General features: G+C 50.4%; 14 protein-coding genes. 10 read left to right on the forward strand and 4 right to left on the reverse strand.

The window, feature by feature from the left end; translation table 11 throughout:
* Positions 1-64 precede the first annotated feature (64 nt).
* Positions 65-2698 (reverse strand): PqiB family protein, encoded by a 2634-nt coding sequence (locus tag GUC46_RS10190; protein ID WP_160180176.1) that lies wholly within the window; start codon positions 2696-2698, stop codon positions 65-67.
* A complete protein-coding gene (yebS, locus tag GUC46_RS10195; protein WP_016150395.1) occupies positions 2667-3950 on the reverse strand; it encodes a membrane integrity lipid transport subunit YebS in 1284 nt (427 codons plus the stop codon). Before yebS ends, GUC46_RS10190 begins: the two co-directional genes overlap by 32 nt.
* A 128-nt stretch (positions 3951-4078) precedes the next feature.
* Here yebS and GUC46_RS10200 point away from each other — a divergent pair, with 128 nt between their 5' ends.
* From GUC46_RS10200 to htpX, 4 genes are all read left to right on the forward strand, one after another.
* Positions 4079-4576 (forward strand): GAF domain-containing protein, encoded by a 498-nt coding sequence (locus GUC46_RS10200; RefSeq protein WP_003034953.1) that lies wholly within the window; start codon positions 4079-4081, stop codon positions 4574-4576.
* 96 nt (positions 4577-4672) lie between these two features.
* Positions 4673-5359 carry an RNA chaperone ProQ gene (gene proQ / locus GUC46_RS10205; RefSeq protein WP_003034957.1) on the forward strand — a complete coding sequence of 229 codons (687 nt, stop codon included), beginning with the start codon at positions 4673-4675 and terminating at the stop codon, positions 5357-5359.
* A gap of 19 nt (positions 5360-5378) precedes the next feature.
* Positions 5379-7427: a carboxy terminal-processing peptidase gene (prc, locus tag GUC46_RS10210; RefSeq protein WP_160180178.1), complete on the forward strand. Its 2049-nt coding sequence runs from the start codon at positions 5379-5381 to the stop codon at positions 7425-7427.
* A gap of 192 nt (positions 7428-7619) precedes the next feature.
* Positions 7620-8501, forward strand: a complete 882-nt coding sequence (gene htpX, locus GUC46_RS10215) for a protease HtpX (RefSeq protein WP_003034964.1) — start codon at positions 7620-7622, stop codon at positions 8499-8501.
* A 46-nt stretch (positions 8502-8547) separates the two neighbouring features.
* Here htpX and GUC46_RS10220 read toward each other — a convergent pair whose 3' ends face one another.
* Entirely contained in the window at positions 8548-9921 is a 1374-nt protein-coding gene (locus GUC46_RS10220; RefSeq protein ID WP_160180180.1) for an MFS transporter, read from the reverse strand.
* Between the two features lie 174 nt (positions 9922-10095).
* On the opposite strand from GUC46_RS10220, the gene kdgR reads away from it, so the two are divergent.
* Positions 10096-10887 (forward strand): DNA-binding transcriptional regulator KdgR, encoded by a 792-nt coding sequence (gene kdgR / locus GUC46_RS10225; RefSeq protein WP_003833778.1) that lies wholly within the window; start codon positions 10096-10098, stop codon positions 10885-10887.
* 114 nt (positions 10888-11001) lie between these two features.
* Here the strand turns inward: kdgR and GUC46_RS10230 are convergent, their stop codons facing one another.
* On the reverse strand, positions 11002-11241 hold the full coding sequence (locus tag GUC46_RS10230; RefSeq protein ID WP_003841988.1) for a YobH family protein: 240 nt from the start codon (positions 11239-11241) through the stop codon (positions 11002-11004).
* A 164-nt stretch (positions 11242-11405) separates the two neighbouring features.
* Between GUC46_RS10230 and mgrB the strand changes: the two genes are divergently transcribed.
* From mgrB to ftsI, 5 genes are all read left to right on the forward strand, one after another.
* A complete protein-coding gene (gene mgrB, locus GUC46_RS10235) occupies positions 11406-11549 on the forward strand; it encodes a PhoP/PhoQ regulator MgrB (protein ID WP_003034977.1) in 144 nt (47 codons plus the stop codon).
* A 74-nt stretch (positions 11550-11623) separates the two neighbouring features.
* Entirely contained in the window at positions 11624-11908 is a 285-nt protein-coding gene (locus GUC46_RS10240) for a YebO family protein (RefSeq protein ID WP_016150392.1), read from the forward strand.
* 636 nt (positions 11909-12544) lie between these two features.
* Positions 12545-12688 carry a DUF2627 domain-containing protein gene (locus GUC46_RS10245; RefSeq protein WP_003034983.1) on the forward strand — a complete coding sequence of 48 codons (144 nt, stop codon included), beginning with the start codon at positions 12545-12547 and terminating at the stop codon, positions 12686-12688.
* A 12-nt stretch (positions 12689-12700) separates the two neighbouring features.
* The gene (cspE, locus tag GUC46_RS10250; protein WP_001062678.1) at positions 12701-12910 is read left to right on the forward strand and encodes a transcription antiterminator/RNA stability regulator CspE; all 210 of its coding nucleotides are present in this window, start codon (positions 12701-12703) and stop codon (positions 12908-12910) included.
* A 219-nt stretch (positions 12911-13129) separates the two neighbouring features.
* Positions 13130-14875 carry a peptidoglycan glycosyltransferase FtsI gene (gene ftsI / locus GUC46_RS10255; protein WP_003841630.1) on the forward strand — a complete coding sequence of 582 codons (1746 nt, stop codon included), beginning with the start codon at positions 13130-13132 and terminating at the stop codon, positions 14873-14875.
* Positions 14876-14880 lie beyond the last annotated feature (5 nt).

Consider the following 14880-nt stretch of genomic DNA (forward strand, 5'->3'; position numbering starts at 1 on the left):
AAAAAACAGGTGCGCAGTGTAGCATAAGTGCTCCGGCGCGAGTACGCCGGAGCAAGGGGAGAGATTATCGTGGCAGGGCAGTTCCCCATTCACGCCACTCTTTCGGTTCGCTTTCGAGCAACAGGAAGTGTTTACCTGCCTGCGCTTTAGGAGCCAGCGGTGTGCCTGGTGGAGTCGCGAAGGCGATGCCGCCGCGGATGAACTGATTGAAGGTACCGGTCTTCACGACACCGCCGGTCAGGCCGAAGTCAAGATTGTAGCCGGATGCCAGCCAGAACACGGAGTTGTTGCGCACCAGATGCTGATAGCGCTGGCTAATGCGCATGGCAACCATCACACGATCGGAAAGCGAGCCCAGCGTCAGCCCGGTGACGGTCCCCACTTCAATACCTCTGAACAAAACCGGGGTTCCGATATTCAGCGAACCTGCTTCCGGTGCTTCCACCACAATACTCAGACCATCGAGGTAGCGAGAGTCGGTAATGGTGGCTTCCTGCAACTCAAAATCACGTCGCGGATTACCGCGTCCGGGTTCAACGTTGATGTACGGCTGCAGGATTGTATCCAGATGCTCCACGCCAGCTGCCGAAATTTGCGGGGTGATCACGGAGAAACGGGTACCGCTTCGCGCGAAGGTCTGCACGTATTCCGGGTACAGAACCGCTTTTGCCTGCACTTCGTTCCGTGCGGTGATCAGCTCAAGCGTCTGAATCTGGCCGATATCGATTCCCAGGTAGCGAATCGGCATGCCAGCAGCGAGTTTACCTGCATCGAACGCATGCAGCGTTATCTGGCCGCCTACCGCACGCGCGGCGGTTTCCGAAGCATACAGAATGCGCTTGTCGCCTTTGCGTTGGCTGGCGCTGGCACCGCTTAAATTATCGAAGCTAATTGCCCCTTTAAGCGCGCGTGAAAGGGGAGATGCCTGTACGGTTAATCCGCTGCCGTTAAGCTGAACTTTTGCTCCGCCTTCGGCCCAGAACACGCTGTTGCTGGTCAACAGGTTGCGATATTCCGGTTTAATATGCAGATCGATATCAAATGCATCGGCGCGAGGACGAACGCTGATCACTTCACCGACCTCGAATTTGCGGTATAGAACCACCGAGCCGGCTTGCACATCAGGCAGCGTTTCGGCGCTCAGGCTGACCGTGGTGGTTGGCAGATCGCTCAGGCTGTTTTCAATCGCTTTTTCCAGGTTGGCATACAGCGGGTAGCTTTTTTTCATTTCCCCCTTCGTACCGGGCAAAATACGAATGCCGCCGCTGAGCCACTCGCTGGCGCTGGCGCCAAGGAACTCCACGCCATCAAGTCCGACTTTGACGTCCACGCGACTGTTGACCACGAACTTACTGTCACCTTGCACCAGGTCACGATGCTGCGGTTCGATGGCAACGGTAAATGAAACGCCTTTGCTGGAAAGCGTGCGCTCAATCACCTGACCGACCTGTACGCCGTGGAGATTCAGCGGCTGGCCAGCATCAATACCGTAACTTTCCGGTGCGGTGAGCGTAAATGTCATGACCCCTGGATCGTGTAACAACGACTTCTCTGCGGGGATAACCACAAACTGGCTACGCGGCTCGCCTTCGCCGGGGACCAGTTCAAACGTTTTACCCGTCAGCAGTGAGCTGAGATTGGCATCGTTTAACGATAATTTAGGGCTGTGTAATTCAATCCGCGTGTTGTCGCGCAGCAGCGTTACGACGCTGGGGTCGACAGTCATTTCTCCAGTCACTTTACCGCCTGGATTTAAATCCAGTTTGGTGAGTTGGCCGACTTGTAATCCTTGATACATCAGCGATGTTGAGCCAGCTTTGAGTCCGTCCCCGCTGGGTAAGTCAAGCTTGACGATCACCCCGCGCTGGCTGTGCGCGAGATCCTGATATAAACCAAACGTGTCGTCGGCTGCGGCGGGTTTTGAGTCTTCAGGCGAATCAAAAGCAATGGCGCCATTGACCAGCGCGGCCAGACTCTCCAGTTTGATCTTCGCGCCGCTGAGGCTGACATCCGCATTCACACCGGAGACGTTCCAGAAGCGGCTGCCTTTTTTCACCAGATTGGTAAACCGACGTTCAATCAGCACGTCGATAGTTACGCCCTGATTGTTGGGGTTGATAGTGTAGTCATACACCCGGCCCACCGGAATCTTACGGAAATAAACCAGCGAACCGCTATTGAGCGAACCGAGGTCAGGCGCCCGCAGATGCAGCATCAAATCGCCATTATCCAGACGGTATTTGGGCTGCGTGTCGAGGGCAACGAAATGATCTTCTTCCTCGCCGGTTCCGGGCATCATGCCGATATAGTTACCACCAACCAACGCATCCAGACCCGAAACTCCGGCCAGCGACGCTTTCGGCGTGACCAGCCAGAACTGGGTATCTTTGCGCAGTGCATCTTTCATGCTCGATTTGATGCTGACGCGGACTTCAATTTTACGCAGATCTTTGCTGAGGTTGATATCCTGCACCGTGCCCACTTCAACGCCCTGATAACGAACGGGCGTGCGTCCTGGTACAATGCCGTCCGCGGACATGAAGTCAATGGTTACGGTATTGCCGCGATCTTCATAGCTTCCCCAGATAAGCCATCCTGCGATCATCAGCGCAATGAACGGCAGCAGCCAGAACGGAGAGATACGGCGTTTTGTTTTAATCTGCGCTTCAGTCTGCGAAGCGGGCGTTTCCTGACTCATGTGCATCCCAAAGTAAGCGGCTGTCCAGCCATTCCACAGCAAGAATAGTCAATATTACCGCCGCGCCGAAATAAAACGCAGCCGGTCCCATAGTAAAAGCAAGTATCTGATCGCGATTAATCAGCGACATGGTTAAAGCGATAACAAAGAGATCCAGCATCGACCAGCGGCCAATCCAGGTCACCATACGCAGCAGTTTTATGCGGGTACGCAATCCTTGCTCGCAGTTAAAATGGATGCTGATGAGCAACGTAAACATCACAATCACTTTGGTGAATGGCACCAGAATACTGGCGATAAAAACGATCGCCGCCACGCCGACGTTGCTGTTTGCCAAAGACATTATGCCTGACAGGATAGTGTCTTCCTGCCTACCACCGTTGACATAAATTACCGAGATGGGCAGCAGATTAGCAGGCAAAAGCAGGACAATCGAGGCCAGTAGCGCCGCCCAACACTTTTGGATACTTTGATTCCTGCGCCAGCGCAGCGGGATATGGCAACGAGGGCAGCGACCCCGAGCGTCCGGATAACCTGTAAAGTGACAACCGAGGCAGACGCGGAGCTTTTCATCAGGGCGACGGGCTGGTCTTTGCGGGTAAAATCGGTCCCAAAGCTGCTCTACGTTGAGGTGCGACAGCGTCAAAATACTGAGGATCACCAGCGCAATAAAAGCAAACAGTCCCACACCGGGTTGCAAAAAAGCATAGTCCTGAACTTTGATTGACGCGACGCCAATGCCCACAAGATAGATATCGAGCATCACCCACTCTTTGAGCCTTTCCAGCATCAGCAGCACCGGGCGCAGGTTCATCCCAAGAATATTGCCAAACCACAGATAAGCAATTGAGGTCACGAGAATTAGCGGCGCGCCAGCGACGCAAAAAAGCACGAAAGAAGCAGTGAGGGGGTCACCTTGTCGGGTCATTTGCCAGATGCCTTGCATAACATTGGCATCAATGCGCACGCCTAATAAATAGATGTGCAGGAGTGGCTCTCCCCAGGCAAAGGGCATCAGCAGCAACATGGTGAAAGCCATTGCCGCCAGTCGCGTTAATGACCAGTCGCGTCCGTCGCGAATTTTTGCCTGGCAGCGTGGGCAAAAGGCACTTTGGTGCGAACGCATTTTAGGCAAGCTAAATATCAGGTCACATTCAGGGCAGCGATGATAATGTGCACGAGGTAGTGCCTCACCGATGGACCTGATGACTATTTTTTTAGTTGGCGTGATGCGTGGTGTCGTTAAGGCCATGTATCGCGAATCAAATTGTTGAAGTAATGTTATCTTAACTCATGACGGGAATGATCTTGAGCATTAACGCATTTAATGTTTATTTTAGTAGGCTGCAGTTTTAAGTAAGACAACTAAGTGATTACATAATGAACAAAATAGAGCTATACACGGATCTGAACCGTGATTTTCAGGCATTGATGGCAGGTGAAACCAGTTTTCTGGCAACGCTGGCGAATACCAGCGCATTGTTGTACGAGCGTCTTGCAGAAGTGAACTGGGCCGGTTTTTACCTGCTTGAGGACGATACGCTGGTGCTTGGTCCCTTCCAGGGCAAAATTGCCTGCGTGCGGATCCCGGTAGGGCGTGGTGTGTGCGGTACAGCAGTGGCGCAGAACCAGGTTCAGCGTATTGAGGACGTACATGCTTTTGATGGGCACATTGCTTGTGATGCCGCCAGCAACGCTGAAATCGTCCTGCCTATCACCGTCGAAAATCAGATAATCGGCGTGCTGGATATCGATAGCACGGCGTTTGGCCGCTTTACTGAGGAAGATGAACAAGGTCTGCGTACACTGGTGGCACAGCTTGAAACCGTGCTTGCAACGACGGATTACAAAAAATTCTTTGCGCACGTCGCAGGATAATCAACGGATAACGTAGCAATTACTGATGACGTCATTATAATGTCGCCTGTTCATGCCTGCGCTTGTTGGCTACGTCCGTTGTAATCAGGAAATTTCATGGAAAATCAACCTAAGTTGAATAGCAGTAAAGAAGTCATCGCGTTTCTGGCCGAACGCTTCCCGCAGTGTTTTAGTGCGGAAGGCGAAGCGCGCCCACTGAAAATTGGCATTTTTCAGGATCTGGTAGAGCGTGTTGAGGGCGAAATGAACCTCAGCAAGACTCAGCTCCGTTCTGCCTTACGTCTCTATACTTCAAGCTGGCGCTATCTGTACGGCGTTAAATTGGGCGCAACGCGTGTTGATCTCGACGGCAACCCTTGTGGTGAGCTGGATGAACAACATGTTGAACATGCGCGCAAACAGCTGGAAGAAGCTAAAGCCCGTGTTCAGGCGCAACGCGCAGAGCAACAGGCGAAAAAACGCGAAGCGGCTGCTGCTGCCGGTGAAAAAGAAGGCGCACCGCGTCGCGAGCGTAAGCCGCGTCCTGCACCGCGTCGTAAAGAAGGTGCAGAGCGTAAACCTCGCGCTGAAAAACCAGCAGCAAAAGCACCGCGTGCTCCTCGCGAAGAACAGCATACCCCGGTATCTGATATTTCAGTACTGACGGTAGGGCAGTCTCTGAAGGTGAAAGCAGGAAATAATGCGATGGATGCCACCGTATTAGAAATCACCAAAGATGGCGTCCGTGTACAGCTGAATTCGGGTATGTCTTTGATTGTACGCGCAGAACACCTGGTGTTCTGAAACGGAGGCCAGGCCTGGCATGAACACTTTTTTTAGGCTTACTGCGTTAGCTGGTCTGCTTGCATTAGCAGGCCAGGCACTTGCTGTGGAAGACATCACGCGTGCCGATCAAATCCCCGTTTTAAAGGAAGAAACCCAGCATGCGACGGTAAGCGAACGTGTGACGTCGCGTTTTACGCGATCACACTATCGCCAGTTCGATCTGGATCAGGCGTTTTCGGCAAAAATTTTTGACCGCTATTTGAATTTGCTCGACTACAGCCACAATGTGCTGTTGGCGAGCGATATCGAACAGTATGCAAAAAAGAAAACGGTCCTCGGCGATGAACTACGCACCGGCAAGCTGGATGTCTTTTACGATCTCTATAATCTGGCGCAAAAACGCCGATTTGAACGTTATCAGTACGCATTAAGCGTACTGGCACGTCCAATGGATTTTACCGGTAACGACACGTTTAACCTCGACCGAAGCAAAGCGCCGTGGCCGAAGAGCGAAGCAGAGCTTAATGCGCTGTGGGACGGTAAGGTTAAATTTGACGAACTCAGCCTGAAGCTGACGGGTAAAACCGATGCGGAAATTCGCGAAACGCTGACGCGCCGCTATAAATTTGCGATTCGCCGTCTGGCGCAGACCAACAGCGAAGATGTGTTCTCACTGGCGATGACAGCGTTCGCCCGTGAAATCGACCCGCATACTAACTATCTCTCTCCGCGCAATACCGAGCAGTTCAATACGGAAATGAGCTTGTCTTTGGAAGGTATTGGCGCGGTTCTGCAAATGGATGATGACTACACCGTCATTAACTCCATGGTGGCAGGTGGCCCGGCAGCCAAGAGCAAGTCGATCAGCGTTGGCGATCGTATTGTCGGCGTCGGGCAGACGGGCAAGGGCATGGTCGATGTGATTGGCTGGCGTCTGGATGACGTCGTGGCACTGATCAAAGGACCTAAAGGCAGCAAGGTACGCCTTGAAATTCTGCCTGCCGGTAAAGGTACCAAGACGCGCACCGTGACGCTAACGCGTGAACGTATTCGTCTCGAAGACCGCGCCGTGAAAATGTCCGTGAAAACCGTTGGTAAAGAAAAAGTTGGCGTACTGGATATTCCTGGCTTCTATGTAGGTCTGACTGATGATGTCAAAGTCCAACTGCAGAAACTGGAAAAACAAAATGTCAGCAGTATTATCATCGATCTGCGTACCAACGGTGGTGGTGCACTGACTGAAGCGGTTTCGCTTTCCGGTCTGTTCATTCCTTCCGGCCCGGTGGTTCAGGTTCGTGATAATAACGGTAAAGTGCGTGAAGACAGCGATACCGACGGCGTTGTGTACTACAAAGGCCCGCTGGTGGTATTGGTCGATCGCTTCAGTGCCTCAGCATCAGAGATTTTCGCGGCGGCAATGCAGGATTATGGCCGAGCGTTGATCGTTGGTGAACCGACCTTTGGGAAAGGCACCGTCCAGCAGTATCGCTCCCTGAACCGTATTTACGATCAGATGCTACGACCGGAATGGCCTGCGCTGGGCTCTGTTCAGTACACGATCCAGAAATTCTACCGCGTAAACGGTGGCAGCACGCAGCGTAAGGGCGTTACGCCGGATATCATCATGCCGACAGGTAATGAAGAAACTGAAACCGGCGAGAAGTTTGAAGATAACGCACTGCCGTGGGACAGCATTGATGCTGCGACCTACACTAAGTCAGATAATCTGACGCCGTTCGGACCTGAATTGCTGAAAGAGCACAATGCACGTATTGCGAACGATCCTGAGTTCCAATACATCATGAAGGACATTGCGCGTTTCAATGCGATGAAGGATAAGCGCAACATCGCTTCTCTGAATTACGCTCAGCGTGAAAAAGAGAATAACGAAGATGACGCAATGCGTCTGGCGCGTATCAACGATCGGTTTAAACGTGAAGGCAAGCCGCCATTGAAGAAACTGGATGATCTGCCGAAGGATTACCAGGAGCCGGATCCGTACCTGGATGAAACGGTAAAAATCGCGCTCGACCTTGCGCATCTTGAGAAAGAGAAGCCAACGGAACAGCCCGCAACCAGTCAATAACCTCGAACAGGCACAAGAAATTGTGCCTGTTTTTTTAACAAGTGCATGAAGACGTCAGCCTGATACGATAAAATGTAAAGTTGTGTCTTTCTGGTGACTTAGCACCTATGGATGCTTGAAAATAGTCATAAGACCCATACGATATGGGTAATCGCATAGTGCGTTTTGTTAAATTGAGGTTAAAAGAAAATTATGATGCGAATCGCGCTCTTCCTGCTGACGAACCTGGCTGTGATGGTCGTTTTCGGGCTGGTATTGAGCCTGACAGGGATCCAGTCAAGCAGCGTTCAAGGCTTGTTGATCATGGCACTGCTGTTTGGTTTTGGTGGTTCCTTCATTTCGCTGCTGATGTCCAAATGGATGGCGTTAAAGTCCGTTGGCGGGGAAGTGATCGAACAGCCTCGCAATGAAAGAGAACGCTGGCTGATGAATACAGTTGCGAATCAGGCCCGCCAGGCCGGGATCGCTATGCCACAGGTTGCAATCTACCACGCGCCAGATATTAACGCGTTTGCGACTGGTGCCCGCCGGGATGCCTCGCTGGTGGCCGTAAGTACTGGTCTGTTGCAAAACATGAGCCCGGATGAAGCCGAAGCGGTTATCGCGCATGAGATCAGCCACATTGCCAATGGCGATATGGTGACCATGACGCTCATTCAGGGGGTAGTAAACACCTTCGTTATCTTTATCTCACGTATTCTGGCGCAAATTGCCGCTGGCTTTATGGGCGGGAACCGTGATGAGGGTGAGGGTAGCAACGGTAACCCGTTGATCTACTTTGCGGTGGCGACTGTGCTGGAACTGGTGTTTGGTATTCTGGCGAGCATCATTACCATGTGGTTCTCACGTCATCGTGAATTCCATGCGGATGCCGGTTCTGCAAAACTGGTGGGTCGTGAAAAAATGATCGCCGCGCTGCAGCGCCTGAAAACCAGCTATGAGCCGCAGGAAGCGACCAGTATGATGGCGTTCTGCATCAATGGTAAATCCAAATCGTTGAGTGAGCTGTTTATGACTCACCCCCCGTTGGACAAACGTATTGAAGCGCTGCGCAGCGGTGAGTACCTGAAATAATCTGCAGCAGACAACAACAAAAAGCGCGTCGACAGACGCGCTTTTTTTATGACTGAACCCGCGGTTGTGTAATACGTAAGCCACTTACGATTGCGGCCAGCGAAGCCAGAATGCCCGCTGTTATCAGCGAGATGTGCGTTCCACTGTCACCAAACTGATTTAACATCAGCGCAACCAGTGCGGCCCCGGTACTTTGACCCAGTAAGCGCGCCGTTCCGAGCATACCGCTCGCGCCTCCGCTACGATCTCGCGGCGCGGAGGTGATGGTGGTGTGATTATTCGGTGACTGGAACAAGCCAAAACCCGCACCACACAAAATCATTGGCCAGATGATATTAAAATCGGAAGGTGATGTGGGCAGTAACACCAGCGAAAACAGCCCACACGCCATTACTGCCATGCCCAGCGCGCCAAGCAGACCTGCATGAACACGTTCAATCAAATATCCCGCCAGTGGGGCCATCACCATGGTTGCCAGAGGCCACGGCGTCAGCAGCAGGCCCGTTTCAACTTCGCTGCGTCCGAGAACCGTTTGCATAAAAAAGGGCAGGGAAACCATCGCCAGCATTTGTGCGCTGAATGAACAGATTGAGGTGCAAATAGAGAGTGAAAACAGCGGAATGCGTAGTAGATCAACCGGTAATAACGGTACTGGCAATGCGAGCTGGCGGCGGATAAAGAAAAAACCTACCACGAGAAGCCCCACAAGTTCAGCACCAATCAGTTTTAGTGACTGTCCCTGTGCAAATCCGCTGAGTGCCGTGATCAACAAACCGAATGTTAAGGCGTTCATTATTGCGCTGGGCAGATCAAAGCGCGGTTTATTGCTACGTGATGAATTGGGTGGCAAAAAACGCATAGCCAGCAGCAGGGCGATGATCCCCAATGGAACGTTAATCAGAAATAGCCATTTCCACGAGGCAATAGAAAGAATTGCCGCCGCAATAGTCGGACCCGCTGCCGAGGATACAGCCACGATAAAGGAGTTAATACCCATCCCGCGGCCAAGCTGGCGCTGAGGATAAATGAGTCGGATCAATGCCGTATTAACGCTCATCAGCGCCGCGCCGCCAAACCCCTGAGCCACGCGCGCTAACGTCAGCATATGCAGCGAGTCTGACAAGGCACAAAACAGCGATGCCAACAGAAACACGACCAGACCACACTTATAAATGCGTCGGTAGCCAAACATATCACCTAAAAAAGAGAGCGATAACAGCGAAACAACGATCGCAATTTGGTAGGCGTTCACAATCCAGATTGAGCTGGCGGGTGAGGCCTGAAGATCGGTGGCGATAGTGGGGAGGGCAACGTTTGCTATTGCGCCGTCGAGTACTGCCATAGAGATGCCAATAACAATGGTTAAAATTGCGCCATATCGCTGGGGCAATGGCAGACCATCGGTCTGAGTTTTTTCCATAGGAAGTCAATACTGTTGGAATTTATGATGAGAATAATAATTTTAGCATTGATATTCAGGCGTTAGGTCGCAGATTTGTAACTAAGTAAGCAAAGAGCGATTGCGAGGGCTGATACGTGAAATTATAATAAAAACCGGTTCTGATTTTTATAAAACACTCGAAAGGGGTGATAAATGGCAATCGCAGATCTGGATAAACAACCCGATTCTGTATCTTCCGTGCTGAAGGTTTTTGGCATTCTGCAGGCGCTGGGTGAAGAGCGCGAAATTGGTATTACCGAGTTGTCGCAACGCGTCATGATGTCAAAAAGCACCGTTTATCGCTTTTTGCAGACCATGAAAACGCTGGGTTATGTGGCACAAGAAGGGGAGTCGGAGAAATACTCACTGACCCTGAAACTATTCGAGCTGGGTGCTCGCGCGTTACAAAACGTCGATCTTATCCGTAGCGCTGATATTCAGATGCGCGAACTTTCGCGCCTGACCAAAGAGACAGTGCACCTTGGTGCACTGGATGAAGACAGCATCGTCTACATCCATAAAATCGACTCTATGTACAATCTGCGCATGTATTCTCGCGTAGGTCGCCGTAATCCGCTGTACAGCACGGCTATCGGTAAAGTTCTGCTGGCATGGCGTGACCGCGATGAAGTGAAGCAGATTCTGGATGGTATTGAGTATAAGCGTAGCACCGACCGTACTATTACCAATACTGATGAGCTGCTGGTATTGCTGGATAAAGTACGCGAGCAGGGCTACGGTGAAGATAACGAAGAACAGGAAGAAGGTCTGCGCTGCATCGGTGTACCTGTGTTTGACCGTTTCGGTGTAGTGATTGCAGGCTTGAGTATTTCATTCCCGACACTGCGTTTCTCAGAAGAACGTTTGCACGAGTATGTGGCGATGCTGCATACGGCTGCGCGTAAAATTTCAGAACAAATGGGTTATAACGACTATCCGTTCTAATCTTATGTAATAGCGTCAACGTAAAAACCCCAGGTATTTATGTATCTGGGGTTTTTTATGAACAGTCATAATGTTAGTTGGTGCAAATAACGTAGCGGATGTATTGCTGCTATACTAACCGTTATCAATAATGACCGTGCTTTTTCTTAACAAGGGGCAATCCGACAGGCCAATGATACCGCTGTCTGTGTGGACGTATTGCGCGGTGCTGGTTCCGCGTGCGGTCAGATATTGGCATTGCAAGCCCAGGCCCGCTGCATTCTCCTTACTTCCAATCAAAATTCCGTAGCCGCTCAGTAATAAACCGATCCAAACCAGAGCTAACAACACAATAGCGCGGATTATCAGACGCATTACAACCTCTTATCTTTTCTCGTTATTATTAGATTAGCCTGTACATGGGATGAAACAAGTGAATCATTCCTAAAAAGATTGAATGCCGATACAGTTAACGCTGGGTTTAGGTAACGCATGATAATTTATAGGCATAAGATGTTGATTCGAAGAGTGGAGCTGGAGTGAAAAAAATTCGCTGGGTAGTGCTGATAGTTGTCGTGCTGGTATGCATACTGATGTGGGCGCAAGTGTTCAACATCATGTGCGATCAGGATGTACAATTTTTCAGCGGTATTTGTGCCATTAATAAATTTATTCCCTGGTAAGCGCATTTTTGCCACAGTTGATTACCTTCTTGTGCGGCAGTGGTAAACTACGCTGTCTACATTGAGGTGGTGAAATGAACGAAGTTTTGAATTCTGGCGCGTTGAATTTGGCGTCTTTGGCTGTATCGGTGGTGATTCTGGTTGTCGGGCTTGTACTGTGGTTTTTCGTCAATAGGGCAAGTTCGCGTACTAATGAGCAGATTGAGCTGCTTGAAGCATTGTTAGATCAGCAAAAAAGACAGAACGCATTGCTCCGTCGCCTTTGCGAAGCTAACGAACCTGAAAAAGCGGCAGAGCCTGCTGTGGTCACAGCGAAAGACGAAGATGATGACATCATCCGCCTGGTAGCTGAGCGGTAAAAACGGTATGACAGGGTGAGGATCTGTTGCTTACGTTCTCAGATGTTTCATCCTGTCGCCAACATGCCAGATTATTTTCTTCTGCACATGTCGTGTAATTAGCACTCTGATTCTCGTGTTAACTCAGTATTTTCAGATGCTCCAGCCAATTAATATCTTATCCCCGGTCTGATATAAATATAATTTCCCATACGATAAAAATATGATTATGTCATTTTTGTGATAGTGATCGTTTTATTAACAGCGAAACGTTTCTCTTACTTTTTTTGTGCATTGTCATCATTCTTTCATTATTTTGGTGCAAAAGCAGAAGGCAGATCTCATTTTTACGCTTGTGACATTTTATGCATTACTAAGCATAAAAAATGATATTCAGCACACCCTGTAACAGCTAATCTGGAACAACCGAAGCTATTGAGCTATGGTAGAAATGTCCTGGCTATGGTGCAAGCCTGGCGGGGGATGGGGCGAGCGGCGGGAATATAACACTACTCGGTGTGGCGCATAACTGTGCAGTTGCTGTTTGATGAACGACAGGATTTGTGCGACCGATCGAGACACGTTTAAAAATGGCTTGCCATTATTAACGTTGTATGTGATAACACGTTTTGGGTTAAACGAGGTACAGTTCTGTTTATGTGTGGCATTTTCAGTAAAGAAGTCCTGAGTAAACACGTTGACGTTGAATACCGCTTCTCTGCCGAACCTTATATTAGTGCCTCAAGCAGTAATGTCTCAGTTTTATCTATGTTATGCCTGCGGGCGAAGAAAATACTCTAAGGAATTTTGCAAATGGCAAAGATTAAAGGTCAAGTTAAGTGGTTCAACGAGTCTAAAGGTTTTGGTTTCATTACTCCGGCTGATGGCAGCAAAGACGTGTTCGTACACTTCTCCGCTATCCAGGGTAACGGCTTCAAAACTCTGGCTGAAGGCCAGAACGTTGAGTTCGAAATTCAGGACGGCCAGAAAGGTCCGGCTGCTGTTAACGTAACAGCTATCTGATCGACACCACTGATTTGAAGCGCATATGCGCAACCATCTCAGATATAAAGCCTCGCCTATGCGGGGCTTTTTAATTCAAAATACGTCTAAATATTTCTAAATGCCCTCCCATTAGCGCTTTGTTGCAAAGGCGTGATGTTCGTAGCATAGTTTTCCCCGCTTTCTTACGACATTTCTCGTTAAATCAGACACCTGAAAAACTATCTTGCTGGAGATCAGGTGAAAAAGAAAAACGACGGCGACGCGCGCAATTTTACTCCCGTACGTTTTGCCCTGCTTTGTGTGGCAATATTATTGAGTCTGGGATTGCTGCTGGGTCGGGTTGCATGGCTGCAAATTGTCACGCCGACGAGTCTGGTGAAACAGGAAGACATGCGTTCATTACGTGAGGTAACTATTGCCTCGCCGCGCGGGATGATTACCGACAGAGAAGGGCGACCGCTGGCGGTAAGTGTTCCGGTTAACGCGGTATGGGCCGATCCTAAGACCATCATCAGCAAGGGAGGCGTGGGTTATAACGAACGGTGGCAGGCTCTGGCAAGGGCTCTGCATCTGTCACTGAGTACGCTGGCGGAACGCGTTAACAGTAATCCTGGCGGACGTTTTATTTACCTGGCACGACAAATTTCCCCTCAGCAGGCTGAGTGGGTCGATGATCTTAATCTCCCGGGCATTAACCTGCGTGAGGAATCCCGCCGGTTCTATCCTGCAGGCCACGTAGCGGCGAATCTCATAGGTTTTACCAACATTGATGGACAAGGCATTGAAGGGCTGGAAAAAAGCTTTAATAACCAGTTGATGGGTAAACCTGGCTCCCGTCTGGTACGTAAAGACAAATTTGGCCATGTAATCGAAAATATCACCGAAGTTACGCCTGTTCCTGCACACCAATTACAGCTCAGCATCGATGAGCGCCTGCAGACGGTCACTGAAGATGCGTTGGACAATGCCGTTACGTGGAATAAAGCGGAATCAGGAGCCGCAGTGCTGGTCAACATTGCTACCGGTGAAATACTCTCTATGGCGAGCTTTCCTGACTTCAACCCCAATAACCGTGACGGCGCGGTACTGGATGATTTTCGTAACCGTGCAATAAGCGATACGTTTGAACCCGGTTCAACCGTTAAACCGCTGGTGATCATGACTGCACTCCAGCAGGGGATAGTACAACCGGATAGCGTGATTGATACCCATCCTTTTTACCTTGATGGACATCGCATTCGCGACGTCGGATTTTACCCGGAGCTGTCGTTGACCGGAATTTTGCAGAAATCGAGCGATACCGGCGTGTCGCACCTTTCACTGGCTATGCCTGTTCAAAAGTTGCTGGATACCTATAAGAGCTTTGGTTTTGGCGATCCAACCGGACTGGGATTAACCGGTGAAAGTAGCGGTTTAATGCCTCAACGCCGCTACTGGAGCGACTTGGATCGCGCGACCTTTGCATTCGGCTATGGATTAATGGTAACGCCGCTGCAGTTGGCGCACGTATATGCAACCATTGGTAGTTTTGGTATCTATCGACCCCTTTCGATTACCCGTATTGACCCGCCGGTAATCGGTACCAGAGTGATGCCGGAGGCGCTGGTTCACCAGGTTGAACATATGATGGAAAGCGTCGCGTTACCTGGTGGTGGGGGAACTAAAGCCGCGGTCAGAGATTATCGCGTGGCGGTTAAAACAGGAACGGCAAAGAAAATTGGTGATGACGGTAAGTATGTCGATAAATACGTGGCCTACACGGCAGGCGTTGCGCCAGCGAGCGACCCGAAATTTGCACTGGTGGTCGTCATCAATAATCCGCAAAACGGTGCTTATTATGGTGGGGCTGTCTCTGCGCCTGTCTTCAGCCAGATAATGGGTGATGTCCTGCGTCTGGAGAACGTTAAACCAGATGGCATGCCTGCCGACTCCGATCATCTGCTGGTGATGCACGGCAGCAACGTATCCTCGCCATCGCTGTAAGTTAT

Origin of the sequence: Citrobacter sp. LUTT5, from assembly GCF_009905315.1 — a bacterium.
Classification (GTDB): Bacteria; Pseudomonadota; Gammaproteobacteria; order Enterobacterales; family Enterobacteriaceae; genus Citrobacter; species Citrobacter freundii.

Excerpts from the sequence above, each read along its gene's own strand:
- GUC46_RS10190 (WP_160180176.1), bottom strand. The coding sequence starts at position 2,698 with ATGAGTCAGGAAACGCCCGCTTCGCAGACTGAAGCGCAGATTAAAACA.
- yebS (WP_016150395.1), bottom strand. The coding sequence starts at position 3,950 with ATGGCCTTAACGACACCACGCATCACGCCAACTAAAAAAATAGTCATC.
- GUC46_RS10200 (WP_003034953.1), top strand. The coding sequence starts at position 4,079 with ATGAACAAAATAGAGCTATACACGGATCTGAACCGTGATTTTCAGGCA.
- proQ (WP_003034957.1), top strand. The coding sequence starts at position 4,673 with ATGGAAAATCAACCTAAGTTGAATAGCAGTAAAGAAGTCATCGCGTTT.
- prc (WP_160180178.1), top strand. The coding sequence starts at position 5,379 with ATGAACACTTTTTTTAGGCTTACTGCGTTAGCTGGTCTGCTTGCATTA.
- htpX (WP_003034964.1), top strand. The coding sequence starts at position 7,620 with ATGATGCGAATCGCGCTCTTCCTGCTGACGAACCTGGCTGTGATGGTC.
- GUC46_RS10220 (WP_160180180.1), bottom strand. The coding sequence starts at position 9,921 with ATGGAAAAAACTCAGACCGATGGTCTGCCATTGCCCCAGCGATATGGC.
- kdgR (WP_003833778.1), top strand. The coding sequence starts at position 10,096 with ATGGCAATCGCAGATCTGGATAAACAACCCGATTCTGTATCTTCCGTG.
- GUC46_RS10230 (WP_003841988.1), bottom strand. The coding sequence starts at position 11,241 with ATGCGTCTGATAATCCGCGCTATTGTGTTGTTAGCTCTGGTTTGGATC.
- GUC46_RS10240 (WP_016150392.1), top strand. The coding sequence starts at position 11,624 with ATGAACGAAGTTTTGAATTCTGGCGCGTTGAATTTGGCGTCTTTGGCT.
- GUC46_RS10245 (WP_003034983.1), top strand. The coding sequence starts at position 12,545 with ATGTGTGGCATTTTCAGTAAAGAAGTCCTGAGTAAACACGTTGACGTT.
- cspE (WP_001062678.1), top strand. The coding sequence starts at position 12,701 with ATGGCAAAGATTAAAGGTCAAGTTAAGTGGTTCAACGAGTCTAAAGGT.